Origin of the sequence: Acidovorax radicis N35 (assembly GCF_000204195.1) — a bacterium.
In the GTDB taxonomy this organism is placed as follows: Bacteria; Pseudomonadota; Gammaproteobacteria; order Burkholderiales; family Burkholderiaceae_C; genus Acidovorax; species Acidovorax radicis.
Window position 1 is genome coordinate 78,790 of record NZ_AFBG01000020.1, and the last position, 25,643, is coordinate 104,432.

At 66.2% G+C, this 25,643-nt stretch carries 22 protein-coding genes; 10 read left to right on the forward strand and 12 right to left on the reverse strand.

What is annotated here, in order from left to right:
* Window position 1: 1 nt before the first annotated feature.
* The 6 genes from panD to ARADN35_RS0114195 form a co-directional block, all read right to left on the reverse strand.
* Window positions 2–382, reverse strand: a complete 381-nt coding sequence (gene panD, locus ARADN35_RS0114170) for an aspartate 1-decarboxylase (protein ID WP_010463239.1) — start codon at window positions 380–382, stop codon at window positions 2–4.
* A gap of 82 nt (window positions 383–464) precedes the next feature.
* Window positions 465–839 (reverse strand): 6-carboxytetrahydropterin synthase, encoded by a 375-nt coding sequence (locus tag ARADN35_RS0114175; RefSeq protein ID WP_010463240.1) that lies wholly within the window; start codon window positions 837–839, stop codon window positions 465–467.
* A gap of 23 nt (window positions 840–862) precedes the next feature.
* Window positions 863–1,498, reverse strand: a complete 636-nt coding sequence (gene queE / locus ARADN35_RS0114180; protein WP_010463241.1) for a 7-carboxy-7-deazaguanine synthase — start codon at window positions 1,496–1,498, stop codon at window positions 863–865.
* Between the two features lie 142 nt (window positions 1,499–1,640).
* Window positions 1,641–3,227: an L-aspartate oxidase gene (gene nadB / locus ARADN35_RS0114185; RefSeq protein ID WP_010463242.1), complete on the reverse strand. Its 1,587-nt coding sequence runs from the start codon at window positions 3,225–3,227 to the stop codon at window positions 1,641–1,643.
* 67 nt (window positions 3,228–3,294) lie between these two features.
* Complete coding sequence (locus ARADN35_RS0114190) at window positions 3,295–4,092, reverse strand: segregation and condensation protein A (protein WP_241777011.1); 798 nt, start codon at window positions 4,090–4,092, stop codon at window positions 3,295–3,297.
* Window positions 4,093–4,215: 123 nt separating this feature from the next.
* Complete coding sequence (locus ARADN35_RS0114195; RefSeq protein ID WP_010463244.1) at window positions 4,216–4,422, reverse strand: DUF3460 family protein; 207 nt, start codon at window positions 4,420–4,422, stop codon at window positions 4,216–4,218.
* 43 nt (window positions 4,423–4,465) lie between these two features.
* Between ARADN35_RS0114195 and ARADN35_RS0114200 the strand changes: the two genes are divergently transcribed.
* Window positions 4,466–4,978, forward strand: a complete 513-nt coding sequence (locus ARADN35_RS0114200; protein ID WP_010463245.1) for a hypothetical protein — start codon at window positions 4,466–4,468, stop codon at window positions 4,976–4,978.
* Window positions 4,979–4,990: 12 nt separating this feature from the next.
* Here ARADN35_RS0114200 and ARADN35_RS0114205 read toward each other — a convergent pair whose 3' ends face one another.
* Complete coding sequence (locus tag ARADN35_RS0114205; protein ID WP_029414022.1) at window positions 4,991–6,658, reverse strand: SulP family inorganic anion transporter; 1,668 nt, start codon at window positions 6,656–6,658, stop codon at window positions 4,991–4,993.
* Between the two features lie 408 nt (window positions 6,659–7,066).
* Between ARADN35_RS0114205 and ARADN35_RS0114210 the strand changes: the two genes are divergently transcribed.
* Together ARADN35_RS0114210 and ARADN35_RS26405 are read left to right on the forward strand one after the other, a co-directional pair.
* A complete protein-coding gene (locus ARADN35_RS0114210) occupies window positions 7,067–7,714 on the forward strand; it encodes a YitT family protein (RefSeq protein ID WP_035197844.1) in 648 nt (215 codons plus the stop codon).
* Window positions 7,715–7,968: 254 nt separating this feature from the next.
* Window positions 7,969–10,299 carry a hypothetical protein gene (locus ARADN35_RS26405; RefSeq protein ID WP_081474640.1) on the forward strand — a complete coding sequence of 777 codons (2,331 nt, stop codon included), beginning with the start codon at window positions 7,969–7,971 and terminating at the stop codon, window positions 10,297–10,299.
* A gap of 118 nt (window positions 10,300–10,417) precedes the next feature.
* Here the strand turns inward: ARADN35_RS26405 and metG are convergent, their stop codons facing one another.
* A complete protein-coding gene (metG, locus tag ARADN35_RS0114220; RefSeq protein WP_010463252.1) occupies window positions 10,418–12,586 on the reverse strand; it encodes a methionine--tRNA ligase in 2,169 nt (722 codons plus the stop codon).
* Window positions 12,587–12,761: 175 nt separating this feature from the next.
* Here metG and ARADN35_RS0114225 point away from each other — a divergent pair, with 175 nt between their 5' ends.
* Window positions 12,762–13,928 carry an SMP-30/gluconolactonase/LRE family protein gene (locus ARADN35_RS0114225; protein ID WP_029414023.1) on the forward strand — a complete coding sequence of 389 codons (1,167 nt, stop codon included), beginning with the start codon at window positions 12,762–12,764 and terminating at the stop codon, window positions 13,926–13,928.
* Window positions 13,929–13,997: 69 nt separating this feature from the next.
* Here the strand turns inward: ARADN35_RS0114225 and ARADN35_RS0114230 are convergent, their stop codons facing one another.
* On the reverse strand, window positions 13,998–15,254 hold the full coding sequence (locus ARADN35_RS0114230) for a patatin-like phospholipase family protein (protein ID WP_010463256.1): 1,257 nt from the start codon (window positions 15,252–15,254) through the stop codon (window positions 13,998–14,000).
* A 215-nt stretch (window positions 15,255–15,469) separates the two neighbouring features.
* On the opposite strand from ARADN35_RS0114230, the gene pyrF reads away from it, so the two are divergent.
* Window positions 15,470–16,183 (forward strand): orotidine-5'-phosphate decarboxylase, encoded by a 714-nt coding sequence (gene pyrF, locus ARADN35_RS0114235; protein WP_010463257.1) that lies wholly within the window; start codon window positions 15,470–15,472, stop codon window positions 16,181–16,183.
* 86 nt (window positions 16,184–16,269) lie between these two features.
* Here pyrF and ARADN35_RS0114240 read toward each other — a convergent pair whose 3' ends face one another.
* On the reverse strand, window positions 16,270–16,839 hold the full coding sequence (locus ARADN35_RS0114240) for a restriction endonuclease (protein WP_029414024.1): 570 nt from the start codon (window positions 16,837–16,839) through the stop codon (window positions 16,270–16,272).
* Between the two features lie 142 nt (window positions 16,840–16,981).
* Between ARADN35_RS0114240 and apbC the strand changes: the two genes are divergently transcribed.
* Together apbC and ARADN35_RS0114250 are read left to right on the forward strand one after the other, a co-directional pair.
* Window positions 16,982–18,073, forward strand: a complete 1,092-nt coding sequence (apbC, locus tag ARADN35_RS0114245; protein WP_010463262.1) for an iron-sulfur cluster carrier protein ApbC — start codon at window positions 16,982–16,984, stop codon at window positions 18,071–18,073.
* Window positions 18,074–18,098: 25 nt separating this feature from the next.
* Window positions 18,099–19,052, forward strand: a complete 954-nt coding sequence (locus ARADN35_RS0114250; protein WP_010463263.1) for a LysR substrate-binding domain-containing protein — start codon at window positions 18,099–18,101, stop codon at window positions 19,050–19,052.
* 66 nt (window positions 19,053–19,118) lie between these two features.
* Here ARADN35_RS0114250 and ARADN35_RS0114255 read toward each other — a convergent pair whose 3' ends face one another.
* Together ARADN35_RS0114255 and ARADN35_RS0114260 are read right to left on the reverse strand one after the other, a co-directional pair.
* Window positions 19,119–19,517 carry a hypothetical protein gene (locus ARADN35_RS0114255; protein ID WP_010463265.1) on the reverse strand — a complete coding sequence of 133 codons (399 nt, stop codon included), beginning with the start codon at window positions 19,515–19,517 and terminating at the stop codon, window positions 19,119–19,121.
* Between the two features lie 17 nt (window positions 19,518–19,534).
* Complete coding sequence (locus ARADN35_RS0114260; protein ID WP_010463267.1) at window positions 19,535–19,933, reverse strand: DUF4345 domain-containing protein; 399 nt, start codon at window positions 19,931–19,933, stop codon at window positions 19,535–19,537.
* A gap of 68 nt (window positions 19,934–20,001) precedes the next feature.
* On the opposite strand from ARADN35_RS0114260, the gene ARADN35_RS0114265 reads away from it, so the two are divergent.
* From ARADN35_RS0114265 to fdhF, 3 genes are all read left to right on the forward strand, one after another.
* Entirely contained in the window at window positions 20,002–20,610 is a 609-nt protein-coding gene (locus ARADN35_RS0114265) for a TetR/AcrR family transcriptional regulator (RefSeq protein ID WP_035197911.1), read from the forward strand.
* 181 nt (window positions 20,611–20,791) lie between these two features.
* Window positions 20,792–22,699 carry an NAD(P)H-dependent oxidoreductase subunit E gene (locus ARADN35_RS0114270; protein WP_010463272.1) on the forward strand — a complete coding sequence of 636 codons (1,908 nt, stop codon included), beginning with the start codon at window positions 20,792–20,794 and terminating at the stop codon, window positions 22,697–22,699.
* Window positions 22,696–25,602 (forward strand): formate dehydrogenase subunit alpha, encoded by a 2,907-nt coding sequence (gene fdhF, locus ARADN35_RS0114275; protein WP_010463274.1) that lies wholly within the window; start codon window positions 22,696–22,698, stop codon window positions 25,600–25,602. The genes ARADN35_RS0114270 and fdhF overlap by 4 nt, the downstream gene beginning before the upstream one ends.
* Window positions 25,603–25,643: the final 41 nt, after the last annotated feature.

The window sequence follows — 25,643 nt, forward strand, 5'->3', positions numbered from 1 at the left end:
TTCAGACCACTTGGGTAGGCACGGCGTGGCGCAGTTCGGTCTGGCGGTTGTGGTCGTCCACAAACACCAGCTGGGGCTGGTGGGTGGGCACCTGGTCCTCATGCACCTGGGCGAAGGCCGCGATGATGATCAGGTCGCCTGCGGATGCGCGGCGCGCGGCCGAGCCGTTCACCGAGATCATCCCGCTGCCGCGCTGGCCCTTGATGGCGTAGGTGACGAAACGCTCGCCGTTGTTGATGTTCCAGATGTGGATCTGCTCGTTTTCGGCGATGTTGGCCGCATCGAGCAGGTCTTCGTCGATGGCGCAGGAGCCCTCGTAATGCAGCTCGCACTGGGTCACGGCGACGCGATGGATCTTGGATTTGAGCAGGGTGCGGAACATCGGACTTCCTTGCGATGAAGACGTTGAAAGGGTGACGGCAGACAGCGCCAGCGCTTGAAGGCACGCGGGGCGGGCGGCAGGGTCAATGGACAGAAAAATCGAGCACGCAGCTGTCGCCCAGTGCTTCGCGCCACACGCGCACGCGGCTCACGCGGGGGCGAAGTTCGGAAGGCAGGGCCTGGGCGATGAAGACGCACAGGTTCTCGAGCGTGGGTGTGGCCAGGCCCGGCACGTCGTCCAGCATGTGGTGGTCAAGCTGCCCGCGCACCACCTCCAGGCCCCGGCGCAGCAGGCCCAGGTCCAGCACCATGCCGGTAGCGGGGTCGAGTGGTCCACTGAGCGAGACCTCGGCGTGGTAGGTGTGGCCGTGCACGCGGCGGCTGCCTTCGGCCTCGATCTCACGGCGCAGGGTGTGGGCGGCGTCGAAGAAGAACCGCTGGGAGATGGTGAACAACATACGGGAACCAAAAAGAAAACCGCTCACCGGATGCCGGTGAGCTTGTGGGTCTGCAGGCTCAGGCGCCACGCGGGGTTGGCCATGCAGGCATCAATGCAGGTGGCGGTGTTCTGGCGCTGCAGCAGGCCATCCATGGGTTGGAGAAAGCGGTGGGCAAACTGCGTGTCTTGTTCCAATGCCTGCAGGTCAAACCCCGGCTGGGGCCACACAAGTTTCAGCTCCTGCCCGCTGCGCTGAACCCACGGCGCGCCGGCCTTGGGGCTGATGCACAGCCAGTCGATGCCCTCGGGCGCGGCCACGGTGCCATTGCTTTCCACAGCGATGCGGAATTGCTGCGCGTGCAGTGCGTCGATGAGCGCCGTATCGACCTGCAGGAGGGGCTCGCCGCCGGTCAGCACCACCAGGCGGTGGCCCGCGCCTGCAGGCCATTGGGCGGCGATCAGCTCTGCCAGTTCCGTGGCCGTCTCGAACTTGCCACCCAGCGTGCCGTCGGTGCCCACAAAGTCAGTGTCGCAGAACTGGCAGATGGCCTGCGCGCGGTCCTGCTCGCGGCCCGTCCAGAGGTTGCAGCCTGCAAAGCGGCAGAACACGGCCGGGCTGCCCGCCTGGCCGCCTTCGCCTTGCAGGGTGTAGAAAATTTCTTTGACGCTATAGGTCATGAATGTCCTTGCGCGTGGTGTGCTGAGGCATCGGCCCATACAACTGGCGCGGCCAGGGCGAGGGACACCGAGCAAGGGCCGCCCCGCAGTGAGGGTGTCGTCCCCCTTGAGGGGGAAGGCGCGAAGCGACTCAGGGGGTGTTTCATTTCACCGGAGGGACGAGGATGGTGGGGGCGGCTGGGGCTGCGACCTCGGGATAGTCGCGGCTGTAGTGCAGGCCCCGGCTTTCGCGGCGCAGCTGGGCGCTTTTCACGATCAGGTCGGCCACCTGCACCAGATTGCGCAGCTCCAGCAGGTCGCGCGTGACGTGGAAGTGGGCGTAGAACTCCTGGATCTCGCCCTGCAGCATGGCAATGCGGTGGGCGGCGCGCTCCAGGCGCTTGTTGGTGCGCACGATGCCCACGTAGTCCCACATGAAGCGGCGCAGCTCGTCCCAGTTGTGCGAGATGACGACGGACTCGTCGGCGTCCTGCACGCGGCTGTCGTCCCACGCGGGCACAGCGGGCAGCGTGGCGGTGGGTGCTGCGGCAATGGCCTGCGCGGCGGCGCGCGCGAACACCATGCATTCGAGCAGCGAGTTGCTGGCCAGCCGGTTGGCGCCGTGCAGGCCGGTGCAGGCCACTTCGCCCACGGCGTACAGGCCGGGCAGGTCGGTGCGGCCGGCCAGGTCGGTCAGCACACCACCGCAAGTGAAGTGGGCCGTGGGCACCACGGGGATGGGCTCTTTGGTGATGTCGATGCCCAGCGCGGCGCAGTGGGCCAGGATGTTCGGAAAGTGTTCCTGCAAAAACGCGGGGCTCTGGTGCGAGATGTCGAGGTGCACGCAGTCCAGGCCGTGCTTTTTCATCTCGAAGTCGATGGCTCGGGCCACCACGTCGCGCGGGGCCAGTTCGGCGCGCGGGTCGTGGTCGAGCATGAAGCGCGTGCCGCCGGCTGAGGGGGGCAACAGCAGCTTGCCACCCTCGCCCCGCACGGCCTCGCTGATGAGGAAGGACTTTTCGTGTGGGTGGTACAGGCCTGTGGGGTGGAACTGGATGAACTCCATGTTGGCCACGCGGCAGCCTGCGCGCCACGCGGCGGCAATGCCGTCGCCCGTGGCGGTGTCGGGGTTGGTGGTGTACAGGTACACCTTGCCCGCGCCGCCCGTGGCCAGGATGGTTTGCGGCGCGCGGAAGGTGACGACTTCGTCGGTGTCGCTGTCGAGCGCGTACAGGCCCAGGCAGCGGTTACCGGGCAAGCCTAGCTTGCGGGTGGTGATCAGGTCCACCAGCGTGTGTTGCTCGAACAGCGTGATGCCGGGCGTGGCGCGCACCACATCGATCAGCGTGCGCTGCACGGCCGCGCCGGTGGCGTCGGTCACATGGGCAATGCGGCGCGCGCTGTGCCCGCCTTCGCGGGTCAGGTGCAGCTGGTCGCCTTCGAGCGTGAAGGGCACGCCCAGCTCGCGCAGCCAGGCGATCGAGGCGGGTGCGTTTTCCACCACGAAGCGTGTGGTGGCCAGGTCGCACAGGCCCGCGCCCGCCACCAGCGTGTCTTCAATGTGGGCGGCAAAGCTGTCGTCATCGGCCAGCACGGCGGCAATGCCGCCCTGGGCCCAGCCGCTGGAGCCATCCTGCAGCGTGCGTTTGGTGATGACCGCCACGCGGTGCGTGGGCGCCAGGTGCAGGGCCGCCGAGAGGCCAGCGAGGCCGCTGCCTACGATGAGAACGTCGAAGTCGTGGGATGCCATGGCTTGCGGGTGAGGAATGGGAGTAGCGCCACGGCCACCGGCCAGGGCGGTGAACAGTGGGGCCAGCCTAGGCCGGCGTGTAGGCGAGGCGCACGTAGATGGGTGCGAAGGCCTCGGCCTGTGTGATCTCGATCAACGTCTCTTTGGCCAGCTCCAGCAGCGCAATGAAGGTCACCACCAGCACGGTGCTGCCTTTTTCAGGCTCGAAGAGTTCTTCAAACTCCACAAAACGGCGGCCTTGCAGCGTCTTGAGCACCATGCTCATGTATTCGCGCACGCTCAGTTCCTCGCGCGTGATCCGGTGGTGCTGTACCAGCTTGGCGCGTTTCAGGATGTCGCGCCAGGCGTCCTGCAGCTCCACCACATGCACGTCCGGAAAGCGTGGCTGCAGGCTTTGCTCGATGTAGACCTGGGCTTTCAGGAAGTCGCGGCCGTACTGCGGCATCTGCCCCAGGCGGGCTGCGGCCATCTTCATCTGCTCGTATTCGAGCAGGCGGCGCACCAGCTCGGCGCGCGGGTCTTCGGGCTCTTCGCCTTCAGCCTGCTTTTTGGGCGGCAGCAGCATGCGCGACTTGATCTCGATCAGCATCGCCGCCATCAGTAGGTACTCGGCCGCCAGCTCCAGGTTGCGGCTGCGGATCTCGTCCACATACGCCAGGTACTGCTTGGTGACTCCCACCATGGGGATGTCGAGGATGTTGAAGTTCTGCTTGCGGATCAGGTACAGCAGCAGATCGAGCGGGCCTTCAAAGGCTTCGAGGAAGACTTCGAGCGCATCGGGCGGGATGTAAAGGTCCTGCGGCAGCGCAAACAGCGGCTCGCCATACAGGCGCGCCAGCGCCACCTGATCGACCACCACGGGCATGCCCGCCGCATCCAGCACGGGCGCGCTGGGCGAATGGGCCGCTGCGTTCGCGGTGGTCATGAATGCTATTGAAAAGTGAGCTATCAGCGCTTGATGGCTAAGCGCTGGAGGCCAATTGGATGCTTATTCAGCGTTCGTCTGGTAGACGTAGGGCTTCTGGGGCACCTGGCCGTCGCGGTATTCGCCCCAGACCTTGCGGTCCACGTTCTTGTCCCACAGCAAAGCGCGGCCTGCTTGCTGCTGTTGGTCCAGCTCGGGGCGGCTGGCCTTGAGCTGGTTGATGAACTGGGTGGTGTCGGACTGGTAGTCGGGGCGGCGGAAAATGGACATGGACTGTTAACCTCTTTGCCACGGATTTTACCGGGACCGACTTATGCCCTTGATATATCGCGCCGCTGCCTTGGCCGCCGCCGCCTTTTCCCTGCTGGCGCTCACCGCCTGCGACCCGCAGCGCATCAGCGAACTGCAGCCCGGCGTCTCTACCGAGGCCGATGTGCGAGACCGCTTTGGCGCCCCCGAAAACGTGTGGGACGAAGCCGGCGGTGCCCGCACCTTGGAGTACAACCGCCAGCCTGCAGGCCAGGTCAACTACATGATCACCATCGGCGGCGACGGCCGCATGACGGCGCTGCGCCAGGTGCTCACCCCCGAGAACTTTGCGCGCGTGGTGCCCGGCACGCGCATGGACGAGGTGCGCCGCCTGCTGGGCAAGCCCGCCAAGGTCACGCCCTACGAATTGAAGCGGGAAACCCACGCCGACTGGCGCTACCTGGAGGCGCCGAACCAGGCCAAGGTGTTCACCGTGGTCTACGGGCCCGACCAGGTGGTGCTGCGCACCCAGACGGGCGCGGACCTGGATGCGCCGGAGTTCAAGGGCGGCAAGTAGCGCCGCAGACGATCACACCGGCAGGTCTTCCAGCCCCTGCGCCGCCAGCCGGGCGGCAAAGCCCGAACGCTCGATCAGCGAGCGCGGCTGCTCGTGCAGGTGCACCAGGCGCAGCCGCCCGCCGCGTGCGGCCACCGCCTTGAGGATCTGGGCCAGAGCGTCGAGCCCCGTGGTGTCCAGCGCCACCAGTTCGCTTGCGTCCAGCACCACGTCCATGCCCGGCGGGCCGGTCTCCACGGCCTGGAGGATGGGGTCGATCTTGGCGGCGGCACCGAAGAACAGCGCGCCGTGCAGGCGCCAGGTGGCCACTGGGCGCTCCTGGGGGAAACTGCCTTGGACCTCCGGCTGGCGCACCACACGAAAGAGCCCGCTCATGCGCCGCACAAACAGCGCGCAGGCCATGAACAGGCCCACCTCCACCGCCACCGTGAGGTCGAACACCACCGTGAGGAAAAACGTGCCCAGCATGAGCAGCCGGTAGTGGTTGCTGAAGTGCTTGAGGCGCACGAACTCGTGCCACTCCCCCATGTTCCAGGCCACATACAGCAGGATGCCCGCCAGCACCGCCAGTGGAATGTGCAGTGCCAGCGGCGCGGCCACCAGCACGATCACCGCCAGCGTGGCGGCGTGCACCATGCCTGCAATGGGCGATGTGGCGCCCGAGCGGATGTTGGTCACCGTGCGTGCAATGGTGCCCGTAGCGGGCATGCCGCCAAAAAAAGGCACCACCAGGTTGGCCAGGCCCTGGGCCACCAGTTCCTGATTGGGGTCGTGTTTCTTGTGGTGCGGATCGGTGGCCAGCTGGTCGGCCACGCGGGCGCACAGCAGCGATTCGATGGCGCCCAGCAGCGCGATGGTGAGTGTGGGCGTGACCAGCAGCCGCACCGTCTCCCACGAAAAATCGGGCAGTTCGAACACCGGCAGCGCCTGTGGAATGCCGCCAAACCGCGAGCCAATCGTCTCCACCGGAAACTCCATGCTCCAGGCCAGCAGGCTCAGCGTGACGAGGGCCACCACCGGCGCAGGCACGCGCGCAAAGCTGCGCACGGTGTGCCGCTCCAGCACCTGCATCATCGGCGAGCCTTTCATCATCAGTTTGGGCCACAGGAACAGCCCGGCCACACAGGCTGCGCCCAGCCCAAACGCATAGGGGTTGAAGCTGTCGAGGTGCTGCGCCACCGTGCCGACCTGCGAGAAAAAATTGCCCGGCATGCGGTCAATCGACAGCCCCAGCCAGTCCTTCACCTGCGACAGCGCAATCAACACCGCGATGCCGTTGGTAAAGCCGATCACGATGCTCACCGGCACAAAACGCACCAGCGTGCCCAGCCTGAAGAGCCCCAGCAGCACCAGCAGCACGCCCGCGCAGGCCGTGGAGATCAGCAAATTGGCCACGCCATAGCGCTCAACGATGCCGTAGACGATGACGATGAACGCCCCCGCCGGCCCGCCAATCTGCGCGTTGGTGCCCCCCAGGGCCGAGATCAGAAAGCCCGCGATGATCGCCGTCCACAACCCTGCTTCGGGCTTGAGCCCGCTGGCAATCGCAAACGCCATGGCCAGCGGCAGCGCCACGATGCCCACCGTCACCCCCGCGCCCACATCGGCCAGCCATCGGCCCTTGTCGTAGCCGCGCAGCGCATCGAGCAAGCGGGGGTGGAAGGCGAGTGAAAACTGCATGGTGGCGGGCACTTTCTTGTCGGGGGCTCTGCGGCGGCCCAGGGCATCGGCACCGCCGGGATGCAGCCACAACCGGATCAGTGCGAGGCAGACTTCAGTGTAGTGAGCCGGGTGCGGAGTGCAATGGGGCGGAATCTGTGCGCAGACCAAGCACATTGCGTGCCGAATGCGCCCGCTCCCGGGGGCCGCGCCGGGCGGCTTGGATGTCGATGGATGTGCAAAATAGATAGCAAACTAACGAATACCAATAAGCGATGGAGGCTAAAAAAGCTTAGAAATTTACCCGCCAACATGCTGCTAGGCAGGGGCGGCGCCCGCGCTCCCTGGCATATTGCTTGCTGATCTTGGATTGCCTTCCCGGCCCCCGCCTTGTGCGGCTTGATTGGACGATTGCCCGACCCCCACACCATGACCGACACCCCCGTCCCCGCTGCAGAGCCCAACGCCGCCGCCGATGCCACCACCCTGCGCCACGGCGCGTTCGAGGATGTGCAGGCGCTGTTTGCCGGCACGCTGTTTGTCGCCATGGCGCTCATGCTGTTCAACCAGGCGGGGCTGCTGGTGGGCGGCACGGCGGGCGCGGCATTCTTGCTGCACTACGTCACCGGCGTCTCGTTCGGCAAGCTGTTTTTTGTGGTCAACCTGCCGTTCTACTGGTTTGCCTGGACGCGCATGGGGCGCGAGTTCACGATCAAGACCTTTGTTTGCGTGGGCCTGCTGTCGCTGCTGACCGAGTTGTTCCCGCACGTGATGCATGTGGACTACCTGAACCCGCTGTTCGCCTCGTTGCTGGGCGGGCTGCTGCTGGGCACGGGCTGCCTGTTTCTGGCGCGCCACCGCTCCAGCCTGGGTGGGGCTACGGTGGTGTCGCTGTACCTGCAGGCCCGCTACGGCATGCGCGCGGGCAAGGTGCAGATGATGATCGATGGCACCGTGGTGCTGCTGGCGCTGTTTGTGGTGCCGGTGGACCGCGTGGCGTATTCGGTGCTGGCCGTGCTGGTGATGAGCGGGTTCTTGTGGATCAGCCACCGGCCAGGGCGTTACGTGGGCCATTGAGGGCGAGGGCCGCCAGCGCGGCGGCTGCCTGCCTCAGATCGTGAACGGGTCCCCGGGGTTTTGAGCCCCCGCGAAACCCCGGTGGTCGATTCAATTCCATCTGTCAACCCTGCTTCAGTGGGGGTGCGTTGGCACGTCCACCCGCACTAGAGTCCCTGTCACCCCGCCTGAACCTGCACCACGGGAGCCGGATTCGCCCGCGCTTTCTGAGGGGGTGAAGCGCCCACCCCGTTCACGTGCCCGGAGAACCCCTGATGTATCGAACTTTTTCTGCCAGAGCCGAGGCGCTGTGGGCAAGGCTTGCCGGGGCGGCAAGGCTGTTCCTTCCGGTGGTGAGTGGAGTCCTGATGGCGTGTGGCGGTGGCGAAGACCCCGTTGCGCCCCCACCACCGCCACCCGTGGCGCAACATTCCGTGGGCGGCACCGTGACGGGGCTGGTCGGCACGCTCATCCTGGCCAATGGCACGGGAGCGGACCTGACCATCACGGCCAGCGGCAGCTATGCCACCAGCATTTCGCAGGGCGAGGCTTATCACATCGTTGTGCGGACCCAGCCCGCCGGGCAGACCTGCGTTGTGGAAAACGGCTCGGGCGTGGTGGCAGGCCCGGTCACCAATATCCTGGTGGTCTGCACCACCCATACCTACACCGTCGGCGGATCGATCACGGGGTTGCTTGGCGTCGTGACCTTGCGGCTCAACGGCGCCGCGGACCTGTTGGTGGCAGCCAATGGCGTTTTCAGTTTTGCATCTCCGCTGTCCCACGGCAGCCCCTACGCCGTGACGGTGCGCGAACAGCCAGCGGACCAGGTTTGCACGGTGGATGCTGCCGCCGGGGTCGTGGTGGCGCCAGTGACCCAGGTGCGGGTGCTTTGCCGCACGGTATCTTCGCCTCCCCCTCCGCCACCTCCGCCCCCACCTGTGCCGGCGCCCCCCACGCCGGGTGGCCTGGGCATTGCCTATGGGACGAAGGCACTGGTCTTTTCCTGGACCTCGGCGCCCGGCGCCACCAGCTACACGGTGTACGAAGACCCGGACGGCCCGGGCCCGCTGGCATCCGCGCAGATCGGCTCGACGGCTACCACCGGGCTGACCTACGCCATACGGGGGCTGTTGCACGAGCGGCTGAATGCCACGTACACGGTGCGCGCCTGCAACGCGGGTGGGTGCAGTGCCCCATCGGCCTCCGTGGCTGTGGACATGGTGCGTGCCGTTGGCTACTTCAAGGCTTCCACCACCACGGTCGAAGGTCGGTTCGGAAACCGTGTGGCCTTGTCCGGCAACGGCACCACGCTGGCCGTGGGGGCCTATGGCGAGGGCGGCAACACCGGCGCCGTGTACGTTTTCACGAAGAGCGGCGCCACGTGGTCGCAGCAGGCGCGCATTGCGGCCCCCAATGGCGAGGCCAACGACTATTTTGGAAACGCCCTGGCCTTGTCTGCCGACGGCAATACGCTGGCCATCGGCGCGGACGGCGAAAGCGGCGATCAGAAGGGCACGTTTTCGACGATGCCGGCGACCAACAACCTGGCCAGCAACTCAGGTGCCGTCTATGTGTATGCCCGCACGGGTGCATCCTGGTCGCAGCAGGCCTTCATCAAGGCGAACAACGCGGATGCGGACGATCTTTTCGGTTCATTCGTCGCCCTCTCGAACGACGGCAACACCTTGGCGGTTGGCGCCTACAACGAGGATGGCGACTTGAGCGGAGTGCACGGCAACGCCGCCTATTCCGCGTCTGGGGCAGCCTATGTTTTTACCCGCACAGGCACCAGCTGGGCACAGCAAGGCTACCTCAAGGCCTCCAACGCGGGGGCGGGAGATTTCTTCGGGATCTACCTCAGTGTGTCCGGGTCGGGCGACACCTTGGCGGTGGGGGCCTTCTTTGAGCGCAGCGCCTTCGCAAGCAATCCGGCGGACGACACGCTGGCCAATGCCGGAGCGGCCTACGTGTTCGAGCGCAACGCGGGAACGTGGTCGCAGCAGGCCTACCTGAAGGCTCCGCAACCCCTGGCGCAGGACCGCTTCGGCGTGGCGGTCCAGCTGTCGGGCGACGGCAATACGCTGGCCGTGGGAATGGACGGAGACAGCAGCAACCACACTGGCGTTTTCGTGGTGCCCCCCGCGAGCAACACGCTGGCCACCAACTCGGGAGCGGTGTTCGTGTTCATCCGTGCAGGCGGCGCCTGGCAGGCACAGGCCTATTTGAAGGCCTCCAATACCCGCGCGCCCCACCGTTTCGGGAACAACCTGGCCATGTCCAGCGACGGCAACACGCTGGTGGTGCCGTCGTACCGGGACAACAGCAGTGCGCGCGGATTCAATGGAGACCAGGCCGACATCGCGGCAGTCGATGCAGGCGCTGTGCTGGTGTTTCGCCGCAGCGCCGGCTCCTGGGCGCAGCAAACCTACCTGAAGGCCCCCAACACCGGCGCCGGGGACCGGTTCGGCGGCCGCGTCGCGATATCCGGTGACGGCACCACGCTGGCCGTGGGTGCATCGACGGAAGACGGCGGGTCGAACGGAGTTGGTGGCAACCAGATCGACGAAAGCAGAACCAACGCGGGCGCGGTGTACCTGTACTGACGCTTTGAGGAGCGGGGCTGGTGGATGTCCTGCCCCTTCCTTCATTGCCTGGTGGTGTGGCGGCCCCAGCGCCCCTGAGTGCCCTTGGGCGCCGCCCGATCTGCTGGGTCTGCGCGCTTTACCGCACGCGCATGCCGGGCGTGGCGCCGGGCCAGGGGTTGAGCACGTAGATGCCGGGGTTGGCTTTTTCGTCGCCATGGCTGGCGGCCAGGACCATGCCTTCACTCACGCCAAACTTCATCTTGCGCGGGGCCAGGTTGGCCACCATCACCGTGTGTTTGCCGATCAGGTCTTCGGGCTTGTAAGCGCTGGCGATGCCGCTGAAGACGTTGCGCGTGCGGCCTTCGCCCACGTCCAGCGTCAGGCGCAGCAGCTTGGTCGATCCCTCCACGGCTTCGCAGTTCACGATCAGCGCAATGCGCAGGTCGATCTTGGTGAAGTCGTCGATGGTGATGGTGGGGGCCAGTTCTTCACCACCGGGTGCTGCTATGGTTTCAGTAGCTGCTGGCGCTTGTTCCGCCTGCGCTGGTGCCTCAAACAAGGCCTCAAGCTGCTCGGGGGTGACGCGCTGCATCAGGTGCTGGTAGGCGCCGATCCGCTCACCTGGCTGTAGGCATACATGGAGGACGTTCTGCGCAATGTCATTGTTTTCACCAAAGAGTTTGGAGACCGATTGGGCAGTGGCCGGTAGCACCGGCGCGAGACAGCGCGTGATAGCAGCAAAGGCATTCAACGAGTTTGAGAGCACTTGATGCAAGCGATCTCTATCCCCTGCTGGCTTGGCCAAATCCCAAGGCTTCTCATTTGCAATGTACCGATTCACTTCGTCGGCGAAAGCCATGATCAGCCGAATGGCGCGTCCGTATTCGCGCTGCTCGTAGTAGTGCGTTACGAGCTTACCTAGCCATTGGGCGCTAATCCGTTGGTCTGTAAGGACAACAGGGTGATCTGTTGGCGATGCTTGTAATTCAATGGCGCTGAGGTCCACAGTACCTACTTCGCCGTTGAAGTTCTTCTGAAGAAGCGTGACACATCGACTCGCAATGTTGACGTATTTGCCAATGAGGTCGCTATTCACGCGCGCCATGAAGTCTTCGGCATTGAAGTCAATGTCTTCATTGCGGGCAGACAACTTTGTGGCCAGGTAGTAGCGCAGCCACTCGGCGTTCATCCCCAGACTCAGGTACTTGAGCGGGTCCAGGCCGGTGCCACGGCTCTTGCTCATCTTCTCGCCGTTGTTCACGGTCAAAAAGCCGTGCACGAACACGTTGTTGGGCGTTTTGCGGCCGCTGAAATGCAGCATCGCGGGCCAGAACAGCGTGTGGAACGTGACGATGTCCTTGCCGATGAAGTGGTACTGCTCGGTGTCGGCGGCGGCCATGTATTCGTCAAAGCTGCGCGTGTCGCCGTGCTTCGCCTTCGGCCCGCCCTTGTCGAACCAATTCTTGAGCGAGGCCAGATAGCCCACGGGCGCGTCGAGCCACACGTAGAAGTATTTGCCCGGTGCATCGGGGATCTCGATGCCGAAGTAGGGTGCGTCGCGGCTGATGTCCCAGTCGCCCAGGCCTTCGCTTTGTGTGCCGTCGGGGTTGGTGCGGACGGTGAACCATTCCTTGATCTTGTTGGCCACCTCGGGCTGGAGCTTGCCGTCCTGCGTCCACTTCTCCAGAAACTCCACGCAGCGCGGGTCCGACAGCTTGAAGAAGAAATGCTCGGAGTTCTTCAGCTCGGGCTTGGCGCCGGACAGGGCCGAGAACGGGTTGATGAGGTCGGTGGGTGCATAGACCGAGCCACACACCTCGCAGTTGTCGCCGTACTGGTCCTTGGCGTGGCACTTGGGGCACTCGCCCTTGATGTAGCGGTCGGGCAGGAACATGTTCTTCTCGGGGTCGAAGAACTGCTCGATGGTGCGCACCTCGATCAGCGAGCCATCCGCGCGGTCGCGCAGGTCGCGGTAGATCTGGCGGGCCAGGTCGTGGTTTTCGGGCGCATCGGTGCTGTGCCAGTTGTCAAAGCTGATGTGAAAACCATCAAGGTACTGCTTGCGGCCGGCGGCGATGTCGGCCACGAATTGCTGGGGCGTCTTGCCTGCTTTTTCGGCGGCAATCATGATCGGCGCGCCGTGGGTGTCGTCCGCGCCCACGAAGTTCACCGCGTGGCCCTGCATTCGCTGGTACCGCACCCAGATGTCGGCCTGGATGTATTCCATGATGTGGCCGATGTGGAAGTTGCCGTTGGCATACGGCAGGGCGGTGGTAACGAAGAGTTTGCGGGCGGATGACGTCATGAAAAGCGGCTTTCTCAGGCGGAACCCGTGATTTTAGGCGGTCGGCGGTGTCCTTGACCGCTGCGGCCGCTGCGTGGGCCCGGTCGGGTCGCCCAGGTGCCAATCAGGGCGTGCGCGCAGGCCACCGATGGCGCCACAATGCCTCGCATTCCAACATGCAACGAGGAGATCACAAATGGCCAGAACATGGGCGAAACGGGTGGGGTGGGGCGTTGGCGGCGCTGTGTTGGCGGTGGCCGCCTACCTGGCGGCGTGGCCGGTGCCCATCCAGCCGGTGGTCTGGAGCGCGCCTGCCGCGCCGGGCTACCAGGGTGTGCACGCACCCAACCAGCGCCTGGCCAAGCTGCAGATGATCGCCCTCAAGGGCGAGGTGGGGCCCGAGCACATCGCTTTTGGCAAGGACGGCAAGCTCTACACCACGGTGCTCAGCGGCAATATCCTGCGCATGAATGCCGATGGCTCGGGCCAGGAGGTGTTTGCCAACACCGGCGGGCGGGTGCTGGGCTTTGACTTTGATGCAGCAGGCAACCTGATTGCCGCCGATGCGGTCAAGGGCCTGTTGTCCATTGCGCCCGATGGCAAGGTCACCGTGCTGGCCGACAAGGTGGGCAACGACCCTATCCGCTATGCCGATGCGGTGGTGGTGGCCCAGAGCGGCAAGATGTACCTGAGCGACGCCTCCACGCGCTTTGCCCCCAAGGACTGGGGCGGTACCTTTGAAGCCAGCGTGCTCGACATCCTGGAGCAGGCCAGCACGGGCCGGGTGATCGAATACGACCCCGCCACCCGCACCACACGCGTGGTAGCCCGGGGCATCAGCTTTGCCAATGGCGTGGCGCTGAGCCAGGATGAAAAAGCCCTGTTCGTCAACGAAACCGGCAAATACCGCGTGTGGAAGATCGCGGTGGACGCGAACGACCTCGACATCAGCGAGGCCGATGCCAAGGTCAAGGCCCCCGCCGGCAGTCAGCCCACGCCCCAGGCCCGCGTGCTGCTGGACAACCTGCCCGGCTACCCCGACAACCTGATGCGTGGCATGGACGGCCGCATCTGGCTGGGCTTTGCCAAGCCGCGCGGCGCCGCCATCGACAACATGGCCGGGAAGCCCTGGCTGCGCAGCCTGACGCTGCGCCTGCCGCGCGCGCTGTGGCCCATCCCCAAGCCCTACGGCCATGTGATCGCGTTCACCGACGACGGCAAGGTGGTGGCCGACCTGCAGGACCCGAGCGGCGCTTACCCCGAGACCACGGCGATCACCGAAACGGCGGACCGGCTGTATGTGCAGAGCCTGCACGCGCATGGCCTGGGCTGGTTGCCCAAGGATGTACTCAAGGGACAGTAGCGGTCTCTTGGTCGCCGCTGCCACGGTATGGCGCGCTGCCTGCAAGGCGCGAGGCGACCCAGGGGGGTGTCACGAATGCTCCCTCATCTGCACCTCGGCGCCGGTATCCGTCCAGCCGAAGAACCGGCACACCTCGGCCCGCATGGCCAAGGTGTCGGCCCGGCCCAGGGCCATCAGCTCCTTCGTGTAGCCCGACTCGAACAGCAGGTAGCTGGCCAGTGCGGCGCCGCGCACGTCGGCCATGTTGGAGGTCACGCCCAACGCGCCCAGCATGGCGCGCACGGGCCCAGGCAGGTCGCCCACATGGCGTGCTGCCACGGCATCGAGCCGTTGCGAGGGGGCAATCACCAGCAGCTCGATGGGGCGCAGCGCGCTGTGCAGGCGTTTTTCCTCGGGGATGAGCGACAGGGTCTGGTTGATGCGCTGCACGCGCTCCACGTCCACCGCCAGCGCGTCCAGAAAGATGTTGGACAGCGCGTGCCCCGCAATCTGCGCCAGCGTGGGGTAGGTGGCCGTGGGATTGGCGGCGGCATCGCCCTTGGGCTCGTGCATGCGGCCCGCGCCGATCACCAGAATTCGCTCTGCCCCCAGATGGATCGCAGGGGCAATGGGCGCCGACTGGCGCATGGAACCGTCACCAAAATACTCGATGTGGTCATCCACCTCGATGGCCTTGGCCGGAAAAATGAACGGAATGGCCGAGGACGCGAGCAGGTGCTCGTGCGTGATCCGGTCGCTGGCGGCCTTGCGTTGCGAGCGCACCCAGGGCTTGACGGGCGTGGCGGCTTCAAAAAAAGTGACATGTTCGCCCGAGCTGTAGCTCGACGCCGTCACGGCCAGCGCCGTGAGGTGGCCCTTGCGGATGAGCCCCGGCAGGCGCACCAGCGGCACCATCTTGACGAGCAGTTTCTCCAGCGGCGAGTTGTCCAGCAGCGAGCGCGGTCGCATGCGCCGCCAGCGCGCCAGTGCCCAGCCCATCGACACCAGCGTGAGCCAGCGCGCGCCGCTGCGCATCACGCTGAGCGAGTCGGCGCCATAGACCTGGCTGGCGTGGAACTGGCGCCACACGCGGGCAATGCGGCGCACCGCGCGGTCGAAATTGTCGGCCCCGCAGGCCAGTGCCGCCGCGTTGATGGCGCCGGCGGAAGTGCCCGTGATGATGGGGAACGGGTTGGGCCCGCCGCCTTCTCCGCAGGCGTGGCGGATGTCGGCAATGGCCTCCAGCACGCCCACCTGGTAGGCGGCACGGGCGCCACCGCCGGTGAGCAGCAGGCCGGTAGGGGGGCGGTGGGAGGCAGGGGTATCGGAAGGGGCTGAGGGCGGCATGGGTGTTTGCTGGGTGGTGCCCCAAGTGTCGGGGGGCGGCCGCGAGCGTTTTATGTGGGAAAACCCGCATGGAGGAGGCCGGAGATCTCGCCGTTGCCGAGGGGCTTCAATCTTGCAAACCCCCACCGAAGGGTTGGGGACGAGCCTGTGTCGGGCTTCCTCGATTGCAGCGCGGGTGGGGCACGGGTTGCCTGCGCGGTGCCTGTGGCATGCTCATGAAGATCTTTTTTGGGGGCGGATTGAACCAGCGCATCATCGTTTCGCTTGATTTCCCTGCGGCTGCGTCCGCAGCCGACCTAGTCCGGAAGCTGGGCCCCGCCGCGTCTTTCTACAAGGTGGGCTTGCAGTTGCTCACGGCGGCAGGCCCTTCCTTTGTCCGCGAGCTGGTGGACGCCGGGAAGCGGGTTTTTTTGGACCTCAAGCTGTTTGAAATCCCAAGCTCGGTGGCTGCCGCCGTTGCTGCGACCGGGGAGTTGGGCGTTTCCCTGGTGACGGTTCATGCTTCGGCAGGATCTGCGGTGCTGGAAGCTGCCGTGGCGTCTGCGGCGCACTTCCCCGGGCTCAAAGTGCTCGCACTGACCGTCATCACCAGTATGGACGACGAGGCGCTGCGCGAAGTGGGCGTGGTATCGACAGTGCCAGAACAGGTGCTGCGCCTTGCGCTCCTTGCCCAAGCAGCAGGCTGCCATGGCGTAGTCGCATCGCCACTGGAAGCCAGGCTCCTGCGCAACACATTGCCGCAGGAGATGCTGATCGTCACGCCCGGCATACAGCCGTTGGAGTTTGCCAAAGGCGACCACGCCCGCTTCACCACCGCAGCGCAGGTCATCGAGGCTGGTGCAACGCATGTGGTGGTTGGCCGGCCGATATCACGCGCTTTGAACCCTGCCATTTCTTTTGCCGCCCTGTGCGCAGAACTGGACGGTTGAAACCGTGGCCCAGGGAGGGCCGGCTCGTCGCCTTTTGACTTCACTGCGGTGATTCAGCGGGGCTGCGGGCCTTGAAACATAGCTACCTAGCCTTGGCGCAGCAGAAGCTGCGCCACAGCATCGCCCTGCAGCACCACGATGGTGTGTTCGCCAGCAAACGCCCGGGCGGTGTCGCTGACCTGCCCCAGGGCTGCCACATAGACGCCCGCCTGGGCATCGCTGGCCACCATGGCCGCGTGCAGTTCGCGCAAGGGCTCCACGCCGTGGGTGGCAGCCTTCCAGCGCTTGGCGCTCACCAGCGTGGTCTTGCCGCCCAGGGTCAGGCGCATGTCGGCCCCGGCGTTGTTGCCGTTGATCCGCTCCACGGTGTAGCCCGCCCGGGTCCAGGCGGATGCCAGGGTGTCGGCAAAGCTGCGCCAGGGCATGCTGCCCACGGCCTCCAGCATCTCGGCAACCCTGGCAGGGTTGGGGGCGCGCAGTTGTTTCCAGGCAGCAATGCAGCCGACCACAAAGATGGGGAAACCCGCCAGCGCACCCACCGCAAAGTATTCCTTGGGCAGCAGCGCACCTGCGGCCAGGACGATGAGGCCGACCACCACAAAGCTGACCCACCATGGCGAGCGCAGCAGCATGGCAAACAGGGATTTCTCGGCCATCTTGAATTTCACGGGGGTCCTTTTCGTTCGGTTTCACGGGTTGCCGCCGCTGTAGAGCCAGGGACAGAGCGAGCGCATTGTCCTTCAGCTGAAGGGGCCTGCGCCTTCGGAATAGACTACCCGCCCCACAGGAGCTATTTGCATGTCAGTCACCGAACAGGGCCTTTTGGCCGCACTTTCCAGCGTGCTGGACCCCCACACGGCCAAGGATTTCGTCAGCACCCGCGCCCTGCGCAACCTGCAGATCACCGGTGGCGATGTGGCCTTTGACGTGGAACTGGGCTACCCCGCCAAGAGCCTGGTGCCCGAGCTGCGCCGCAGCCTGGTGGCCGCCGCCAAGGGCGTGGCGGGGGTCGAGAACGTGTCGGTCAACATCACCACCAAGGTCATCGCCCACGCCGTGCAGCGCGGCGTGCAGCTCTTGCCCCAGGTCAAGAACATCATCGCCGTGGCCTCGGGCAAGGGCGGTGTGGGCAAGAGCACCACCGCCGCCAACCTGGCCCTGGCCCTGGCTGCCGAGGGCGCCAGCGTGGGCGTGCTGGACGCCGACATCTACGGCCCGAGCCAGCCCATGATGCTGGGCATCAACCGCCGCCCGGAGAGCGACGACGGCAAGACCATGGAGCCGCTGGAGAACTATGGCGTGCAGGTCATGTCCATCGGCTTCCTGGTGGACCAGGACGAAGCCATGATCTGGCGCGGCCCCATGGCCACGCAGGCGCTGGAGCAGCTGCTGCGCCAGACCAACTGGAAGGATCTGGACTACCTCATCATCGACATGCCGCCCGGCACCGGCGACATCCAGCTCACCCTATCCCAGCGTGTGCCCATGACCGGCGCGGTGATCGTGACCACGCCGCAGGACATCGCCCTGCTGGACGCCAAGAAGGGCATCAAGATGTTCGAGAAGGTGGGTGTGCCCATCCTGGGCATCGTCGAGAACATGGCAGCCCACGTGTGCAGCAACTGCGGCCACGTGGAACACATCTTTGGCGCCGATGGCGGCAAGAAGATGGCAGCCGAATACAACATGGACTACCTGGGCGCGCTGCCGCTGGACATGAGCATCCGCCTGCAGGCCGACAGCGGCAAGCCCACCGTGGTGGCCGACCCGGATGGGGACGTGGCCAAGATCTACAAGAAGGTGGCGCGCGACGTGGCGGTGAAGATCGCCCAGCAGGCCAAGGACTTCTCCAACAAGTTCCCCACCATCTCGATCAGCAAGAACACCTGATCCTCCTGACCTGCCGCACTGCGCCATGAATCTGCTCGCGTCCCTGCGCTACCTGGTGGCGCTGCACGAGCACCGGCACTTTGGCCGGGCGGCGCAGGCCTGCCACATCACGCAGCCTGCGCTCTCCAACGCGCTGCGCGCGCTGGAAAAGGAGTTTGGCGTGGTGGTGGTGCGCCGGGGCCGCAGCTTTGAGGGCTTCACGCCCGAGGGCGAGCGGGTGCTGGCCTCGGCCCAGCGCATGCTGCATGAGCACCAGGTGCTGCAGCAGGACCTCTCCAGCGACGCCGCCCACCCACGCGGCACGCTGCGCCTGGGCGCTGTGCCCACGGCCATGCCCATCCTGGCGCGGTTTGCGGCGCAGTTGCAGGCGCGGCACCCGGGTATCGTGCCGGTGGCGCTGTCGATGAGTTCGCAGGCCATCGAAGCGGGGCTGGAGAGCATTTCACTCGACCTTGCGCTGGGCTACACCGAGCGCATGCCGGCACGCGGCGGCCAGCTGCGGGCTTGGCCGCAGTACGTGGAGCACTACTTCCTGCTGCGCCGGGCCGACAGCCTCCAAGGCCGCGGCCTGCAGATCGGCCAGCCCATCGGTTGGGCCGAGGCGGCCGCCCAGCCGCTGTGCCTGCTCACGCCCGAGATGCACAACCGCAGCCTGGTCGACGGCGCTTTTCGCAGTGCGGGCGCCACGGTGCTGCCGGCCATGGAGACCGATTCGGTGCTGACCCTGGCCCTCTCCGTGGTGGCGGGCAACCTGTGTAGCGTGCTGCCCGGCGCGTTGGTGGATGCCGTGCGCGGCCACGATGGGCTGGAGGCCTTGCCGCTTGTCGGGCCAGTGCTTACCACGCCCATCGGTTTCATGTCGCACCGCCAGGTGCAGCCCACGCGGGCGCTGGATGCGGCGCTGGCCCTGGCGCAGGACACGGACTGGCTGCAGCACGCCACAGCACACAGCGGGTTGCTGACGGCTTCCCAGCGATAGGGCGATAGGCAAAGCGCCCCCGCAGGCCAAAGTAGTTTCACCCGCCGGTTCAGCGGACCGCCACAGTCAGGGCTCGTTGAATGAAGGCACGCTGCGCACACCCATGCCCACCGTCGCCGCGATGACCAGGAAAAAAGGCCATAGGTACAGGCTGGTGACGTTGCCAAAGCGGGTGACGCTGTAAATCAGAAACAGCGCGGACAAGGCCACCAGTTGCGCAACGATGTATTTGGCGAGCGCGCCATTGTTCGGCTGGATGAACAGGTAAATGAGCGCCACCACCATGAGCCCATAGGCGGTGGTCACCGAATGCCAGGCCACCTCTGCAACCGCCCGAATGCCCGGCGGCAACGAGCTTTCTTGAACCGGTGCATTCAGTTGCGGGCTGCCCACGAAGATTTGCATCCCCATCATGAACAAACACAGCGTTGCTGCGGCCAAGTACCAGTAGTTGAGCTTTCGCACAGGATTTCCTTTGGGTGTCATTGAACGGCCGATTGCGCAGCCACGTGGCGCTGCCAGGCGATGAAGGCGGGGGCGCCTACCAGTTCCAGCACCGTGAAGCCGATGAAAGGCGCGGGCGGAAGTCCGACGAAGGCCATCGACAGCGCCCGCCCCACGCCGCCCAGAAACACCGCGCCCCACAGCACGGCAAACAACCGGCCTTCGTGCTCGATGCGGGGCAGCAGCGACCACATCGCCAGGCCCAGGGCCAGCCACACGCCACCAAAAAAGCGCAGGTTGCCGTCGAGCAGGGCATCACGCGGCAGGCCGCTCGTGTGGTAGATCGGGTCGTCGATGCCCATCATCGTCAGCACGCCAGTGGCGACCGGGATCAACGCCATCACAGCGGTGGTGGCTTGGAGCAGGCGTCGGGTCATGGTGATCTTTACGGTGTCAGGATTGACGCATTGTCGAGATGTATCTTGACTGTGTCAAGATTGTCGCCATGACCGATCCTGAACTCCCCCGCGCCACCTACCACCACGGCGATCTGCGCAGCGCCCTGGTGGCGGCCGCCGAGGGCTTGCTGGCGTCCGGGGCCACGCTCAGCCTGCGCTCGGTGGCCAAGGCAGCGGGCGTATCGCATGCGGCGCCTTACCACCACTTCGCCAATCTGGATGCCTTGCTCGCCGCAGTGGCCACGCGGGGTTTTCAAGACCTGGCGGCCGACATGGAGGCAGCGCACCATGGCACAGACACTGCCGCCACGCTGGTGGGGCATTGCACCGCGTACGTGGCCTTTGCGCTCGCGCGCCCCGCCGCGTTCCGGCTCATGTTCAGCCCGCTGCTGCAGCGCAAGGCCGACCACCCGGCGTTTCAGGCGGCGGCGGACGGGTCTTTTCAGGTACTGCGGCAGGCCGCCCATGCCCATGTGGCCGAGGGGGCGGACGAACTGGCGCTGGCGGGATGGAGCCTTGCCCACGGCCTGGCCAGCCTTGCGATTGACGGCGCCTTGTCGGCTGCGCCCGTGTCCATGCCCTCGACGCAAGACCTGGCGGCCATGCTGGCGAGCCGGTTGCTAGTGAGTCTGCCGACGGGCAGGGTGGGTCGCTGACAGGCTGACCCTTGCCGCTGATGCCGCGCAAAACCACGGTGTGCAGCCCATTTGTTTTTGTGATCGACCCATGTGCATCGGCAATTTGACGCGCCAAGGGGGCTCGCCGACACTGCGCTCGCCAGGCGGCCTTATGCAGGCGGCTTCATAACCACAACAAGACATTCCACGATTTCGCTCCATGCACCTTGCCCCCGAAGCCCCCACCGCAGCCGTCGTGGCCGCCGTGTCCGTCAACGACATGCGCGATCGCATCCGCCGAAAAAGCCGCCTCAAGGGCCGCCAGCCCGAAGACGCTGCGATGGCCGAAGTGGCGCAACTGCTGGGTCTGCGCCCGGCCGAAGGCTTTCGGCGCGACCTGCTGATTGAATTTCTGCACCGCCTGAACGACCACTTTGGCGTGCTGCACGACCGGCACTTGGTGGCGCTGGCCAAGCAGATGAATCTCCCCATGGCCGAGGTGTACGAGGTGGCCAGCTTCTACCACCACTTTGAGATCGTGCGCGGCGACGAAGCCCAAGCCCCGCGCCTGGTGCTGCGCGTGTGCGAGAGCCTGAGCTGTAGCTTGGCCGGTGCCAGCGAACTGTTGGCCGCGCTGACCGAACGCCTGCGCGCTGCAGGGCAGGCCGATGTGCAGGTGGTGGCCGTACCCTGCGTGGGCCGTTGCGAGCAGGCGCCCGTGGCCGTGGTGCACCAGTGCCCGGTGCCACACGCCACGGTGGACGCCGTGCTAGAAACGCTCAATTCAAAGCCAAATCGGGCTCTGGCGCTTCATCCACAAGCGCAAGTAGCTATTAATTTTGATATTGCAGCGCTGGCCGAGAACAGTGTGCCTGCGCAGCCGGACGGGGCCAGCCCCGCCCACACCGACCTCGCCGTCTATCGCGCCCATGGTGGTTATCAGACGGCGGCCGCGCTGGTCAATGGCGAGATGGATGCTGAAGCTGTGCTCGTAGCCATGGAAAACTCGGGCCTGCGCGGCCTGGGCGGCGCAGGATTTCCGGCCGGGCGCAAATGGAGGATTGTTCGGGATCAACCCGCCCCGCGCCTGATGGCGGTGAACATCGACGAGGGCGAGCCCGGCACCTTCAAGGACCGCACCTACCTCGAACGCGACCCGCACCGCTTTCTGGAAGGCGTGCTCATCGCCGCCCAGGTGGTGGGCACCGAGGCGGTCTACATCTACCTGCGCGACGAGTACCACGGCTGCCGCGCGCTGCTGCAAGCGGCGCTCGATGACCTGCACGCCCAGCCGCCGTGCCCGCTGCCCCACATCGAGCTGCGGCGCGGTGCGGGCGCGTACATCTGCGGCGAAGAGTCCGCCATGATCGAGAGCATCGAAGGCAAACGCGGCGAGCCCCGCATGCGCCCGCCCTACATCGCGCAGGTGGGCCTGTTCGGCCGGCCCACGCTGGAGCACAACTTCGAGACGCTGTACTGGGTGCGCGACATCGTGGAGCGCGGGCCCGAGTGGTTTGCCAGCTTCGGCCGGCACGGGCGCAAGGGGCTGCGCAGTTTCAGCGTCAGCGGGCGGGTAAGGCACCCCGGCGTCAAGCTCGCGCCCGCGGGCATCACGGTGCAGGAGCTCATCGACGAATACTGCGGCGGCATGGCCGACGGCCACCAGCTCTACGCCTACCTGCCCGGCGGCGCGTCGGGCGGCATCCTGCCTGCCAGCCTGAACGACATACCGCTCGACTTCGACACGCTGCAGCCCTATGGCTGCTTCATCGGCTCGGCCGCGGTCATCGTGCTCAGCCAGCACGACCGGGCGCGCGATGCGGCGCTGAACGTGATGCGGTTCTTCGAACACGAAAGCTGCGGTCAGTGCACGCCCTGCCGGGTGGGTACGGCCAAGGCCGCGGCGTTGATGCGCGCCCCGCAGTGGGACGAAGAACTGCTGGACGACCTGGCCCAGGTGATGGGCGATGCGTCCATCTGCGGGCTGGGCCAGGCCGCGCCCAACCCCATCCGCTGTATCCACAAATACTTTGCGCACGAGGTCGGCGAGGCGCCCTGGCCGGGGGACTTGCCCCGGCCGCGCAACAGCCCGCTCGCCGAGCAACTGCCCGGAGGGCTGCAGCCATGAGCGCCGTATTGACATCCACTGCAGTGCAGCCCGGCGTGGCCTTCGAGCTGGACGGCCAGCCCGTCACCGCCCACGCTGGCGAAACCATCCTCAAAGCCGCGAAGCGCCATGGCATGGAGATCCCGCACCTGTGCTACACCGACGGCCTGCGCCCCGACGGCAACTGCCGCGCCTGCGTGGTCGAAATCGCGGGCGAGCGCACCTTGGCCCCCAGCTGCTGCCGCGCGCCCACGCCCGGCATGAAGGTGGAGGCCACCAGCCCGCGCGCCCGCAAGAGCCAGCAGATGGTGGTGGAGATGCTGCTGTCCGACATGCCCGATGTCGGATACCGGTGGAACGACGAAAAGACGTGCACTCCTGATTTGATAGCTGCTAGCGCACGTCCATCAATCGGTAGGGGCCATTTTGATTCAAAAAATGATGCCGCCGTGGGGCAACACGGCGAGCTGAGCGCCTGGGCCGACCGGCTGGGCGTCTCGGTGCGCCCGGCCCTCCACGCCCTGCGCCGCGAGCAGCCCGCGCCCGACCTGAGCCACCCCGCCATGGCGGTGAACCTGGACGCCTGCATCCAGTGCAACCGCTGCGTCCGCGCCTGCCGCGAGGAACAGGTCAACGACGTGATCGGCTACGCGCTGCGCGGCGCGCAGAGCAAGATTGTGTTCGACCTCGACGACCCCATGGCCGAGAGCTCCTGCGTGGCCTGCGGCGAATGCGTGCAGGCCTGCCCCACGGGCGCGCTCAGCCCCAAGACCCACATCGGCCCGCAGGCGGTGGACCGCAAGGTCGATTCGGTCTGCCCGTTCTGCGGCGTGGGCTGCCTCATCACCTACAACGTGCGCGATGAAAAAATCATCAGCGTCGAGGGCCGCGACGGCCCGGCCAACCACGGCCGCCTGTGCGTGAAAGGGCGCTTCGGTTTCGACTACGCCCACCACCCCGACCGCCTGACGGTGCCGCTGATCCGCAAGACCGGCGTGCCCAAGGAGGTGCGGCCCTACGGCGCCGACTGGCGCGATACCTTCCGCGAAGCGACCTGGGACGAGGCGCTGGGCCTGGCCGCGGGCACGCTCAGGTCGCTGCGCGACACGCACGGCCCCAAGGCGCTGGCGGGCTTCGGCTCGGCCAAGGGCAGCAACGAAGAGGCCTACCTGTTCCAGAAGCTGGTGCGCACCGGCTTTGGCAGCAACAACGTGGACCACTGCACGCGGCTGTGCCACGCGTCCAGCGTTGCCGCGCTGCTCGAAGGCGTGGGCTCCGGCGCGGTGAGCAACCCGGTGCACGACGTGGAACATGCCGAGCTGATCTTCGTGATCGGCTCCAACCCCACGGCCAACCACCCCGTGGCCGCCACATGGATGAAAAACGCCGCACAGCGCGGCGCGAAGATCGTGCTGGCCGACCCGCGCATCACGGATATCGGCCGCCATGCCTGGCGCACCCTGCAGTTCAAGGCCGACACCGACGTGGCCATGCTCAACGCACTGATCCACGCGGTCATCGACGAAGGCCTGGTGGATGAAGCCTTCATCCGCGACCGCGCCAACAACTTCGAGGCCTTGAAGGCCAACGTGATGGGCTGCAGCCCCGAGGCCATGGCCCCGGTGTGCGGCATCCCGGCCGAGACGCTGCGCGAGGTGGCGCGGGCGTTCGCAAAAAGCAAAGCCTCGATGATCTTGTGGGGCATGGGTGTGAGCCAGCACGTGCATGGCACCGACAACGCGCGCTGCCTGATCGCGCTGTGCGCCGTCACCGGCCAGATCGGCAAGCCCGGCTCCGGCCTGCACCCGCTGCGCGGCCAGAACAACGTGCAGGGCGCGAGCGACGCGGGGCTGATCCCCATGATGTTCCCCAACTACCAGCGCGTGGACAACGCGGGCGCGCATGCCTGGTTCGAGGACTTCTGGGGCACCCGGCTCGATGAGTCACCGGGCTACACCGTGGTCGAGATCATGCACAAGGCCCTGGCCGACGACAGCGACCCGCACAAGGTGCGCGGCATGTACATCATGGGCGAGAACCCCGCCATGAGCGACCCCGACCTGAACCACGCGCGCCACGCGCTGGCCAGCCTGTCGCACCTGGTGGTGCAGGACATCTTTCTGACCGAGACCGCCTGGCTGGCCGACGTGGTGCTGCCCGCCAGCGCCTGGCCCGAAAAGACCGGCACCGCCAGCAACACCGACCGCATGGTGCAGATGGGCCGCCGCGCCCTGAACCCGCCGGGCGACGCGCAGCCCGACCTGTGGATCATCCAGCAGATCGCCGCGCGCATGGGGCTTGGCTGGAACTACGAAGGCGAAGAGTCCGGCGTGGCCGCTGTCTACGACGAAATGCGCCAGGCCATGCACGCCAGCATCGAGGGCATCACCTGGGAGCGCCTTGCGCGCGACTCCAGCGTGACCTACCCCTGCCTCACGCACGACGACCCGGGCCAGCCCATCGTCTTCACCGAGAAATTCCCCACGCCCACGGGCCGCCTGCAGTTGGTGCCCGCCAGCGTGATCCCGGCGGCCGAAAAGCCCGATGCCGACTACCCCCTGGTGCTCATCACCGGCCGCCAGCTGGAGCACTGGCACACGGGCAGCATGACGCGGCGCAGCACCGTGCTGGACGCCATCGAGCCCATGGCCACCGCGTCGTTGCATGGCGACGAACTGGCGCGGCTGGGCGTGGCGCCTGGCGCGCTGGTGGGCATCCGCTCGCGGCGCGGCATGGTGCAGGTGCGCGTGCGCCGCGACGACGGCACGCCGCCCGGCACGGTGTTCATGCCGTTTGCCTATGTGGAGGCGGCGGCCAACCTGCTGACCAACGCGGCGCTGGACCCGTTCGGCAAGATCCCCGAGTTCAAGTACTGCGCGGTGGCGGTGGAGGTGTTGCAGGGCACGGTCAGCGAAGCCCCCTGACGCCACGTGATCTGCACGCTGTCTGCGGGGCTTTGGGGGGA

Coding starts and splice junctions, on each gene's coding strand:
- panD (WP_010463239.1), bottom strand. CDS start 382: ATGTTCCGCACCCTGCTCAAATCCAAGATCCATCGCGTCGCCGTGACC.
- ARADN35_RS0114175 (WP_010463240.1), bottom strand. CDS start 839: ATGTTGTTCACCATCTCCCAGCGGTTCTTCTTCGACGCCGCCCACACC.
- queE (WP_010463241.1), bottom strand. CDS start 1,498: ATGACCTATAGCGTCAAAGAAATTTTCTACACCCTGCAAGGCGAAGGC.
- nadB (WP_010463242.1), bottom strand. CDS start 3,227: ATGGCATCCCACGACTTCGACGTTCTCATCGTAGGCAGCGGCCTCGCT.
- ARADN35_RS0114190 (WP_241777011.1), bottom strand. CDS start 4,092: ATGCCCGTGGTGGTCGATCAGGTGGCGCTGGCGCGCCTGTATGGCGAG.
- ARADN35_RS0114195 (WP_010463244.1), bottom strand. CDS start 4,422: ATGTCCATTTTCCGCCGCCCCGACTACCAGTCCGACACCACCCAGTTC.
- ARADN35_RS0114200 (WP_010463245.1), top strand. CDS start 4,466: ATGCCCTTGATATATCGCGCCGCTGCCTTGGCCGCCGCCGCCTTTTCC.
- ARADN35_RS0114205 (WP_029414022.1), bottom strand. CDS start 6,658: ATGCAGTTTTCACTCGCCTTCCACCCCCGCTTGCTCGATGCGCTGCGC.
- ARADN35_RS0114210 (WP_035197844.1), top strand. CDS start 7,067: ATGACCGACACCCCCGTCCCCGCTGCAGAGCCCAACGCCGCCGCCGAT.
- ARADN35_RS26405 (WP_081474640.1), top strand. CDS start 7,969: ATGTATCGAACTTTTTCTGCCAGAGCCGAGGCGCTGTGGGCAAGGCTT.
- metG (WP_010463252.1), bottom strand. CDS start 12,586: ATGACGTCATCCGCCCGCAAACTCTTCGTTACCACCGCCCTGCCGTAT.
- ARADN35_RS0114225 (WP_029414023.1), top strand. CDS start 12,762: ATGGCCAGAACATGGGCGAAACGGGTGGGGTGGGGCGTTGGCGGCGCT.
- ARADN35_RS0114230 (WP_010463256.1), bottom strand. CDS start 15,254: ATGCCGCCCTCAGCCCCTTCCGATACCCCTGCCTCCCACCGCCCCCCT.
- pyrF (WP_010463257.1), top strand. CDS start 15,470: ATGAAGATCTTTTTTGGGGGCGGATTGAACCAGCGCATCATCGTTTCG.
- ARADN35_RS0114240 (WP_029414024.1), bottom strand. CDS start 16,839: ATGGCCGAGAAATCCCTGTTTGCCATGCTGCTGCGCTCGCCATGGTGG.
- apbC (WP_010463262.1), top strand. CDS start 16,982: ATGTCAGTCACCGAACAGGGCCTTTTGGCCGCACTTTCCAGCGTGCTG.
- ARADN35_RS0114250 (WP_010463263.1), top strand. CDS start 18,099: ATGAATCTGCTCGCGTCCCTGCGCTACCTGGTGGCGCTGCACGAGCAC.
- ARADN35_RS0114260 (WP_010463267.1), bottom strand. CDS start 19,933: ATGACCCGACGCCTGCTCCAAGCCACCACCGCTGTGATGGCGTTGATC.
- ARADN35_RS0114265 (WP_035197911.1), top strand. CDS start 20,002: ATGACCGATCCTGAACTCCCCCGCGCCACCTACCACCACGGCGATCTG.
- ARADN35_RS0114270 (WP_010463272.1), top strand. CDS start 20,792: ATGCACCTTGCCCCCGAAGCCCCCACCGCAGCCGTCGTGGCCGCCGTG.
- fdhF (WP_010463274.1), top strand. CDS start 22,696: ATGAGCGCCGTATTGACATCCACTGCAGTGCAGCCCGGCGTGGCCTTC.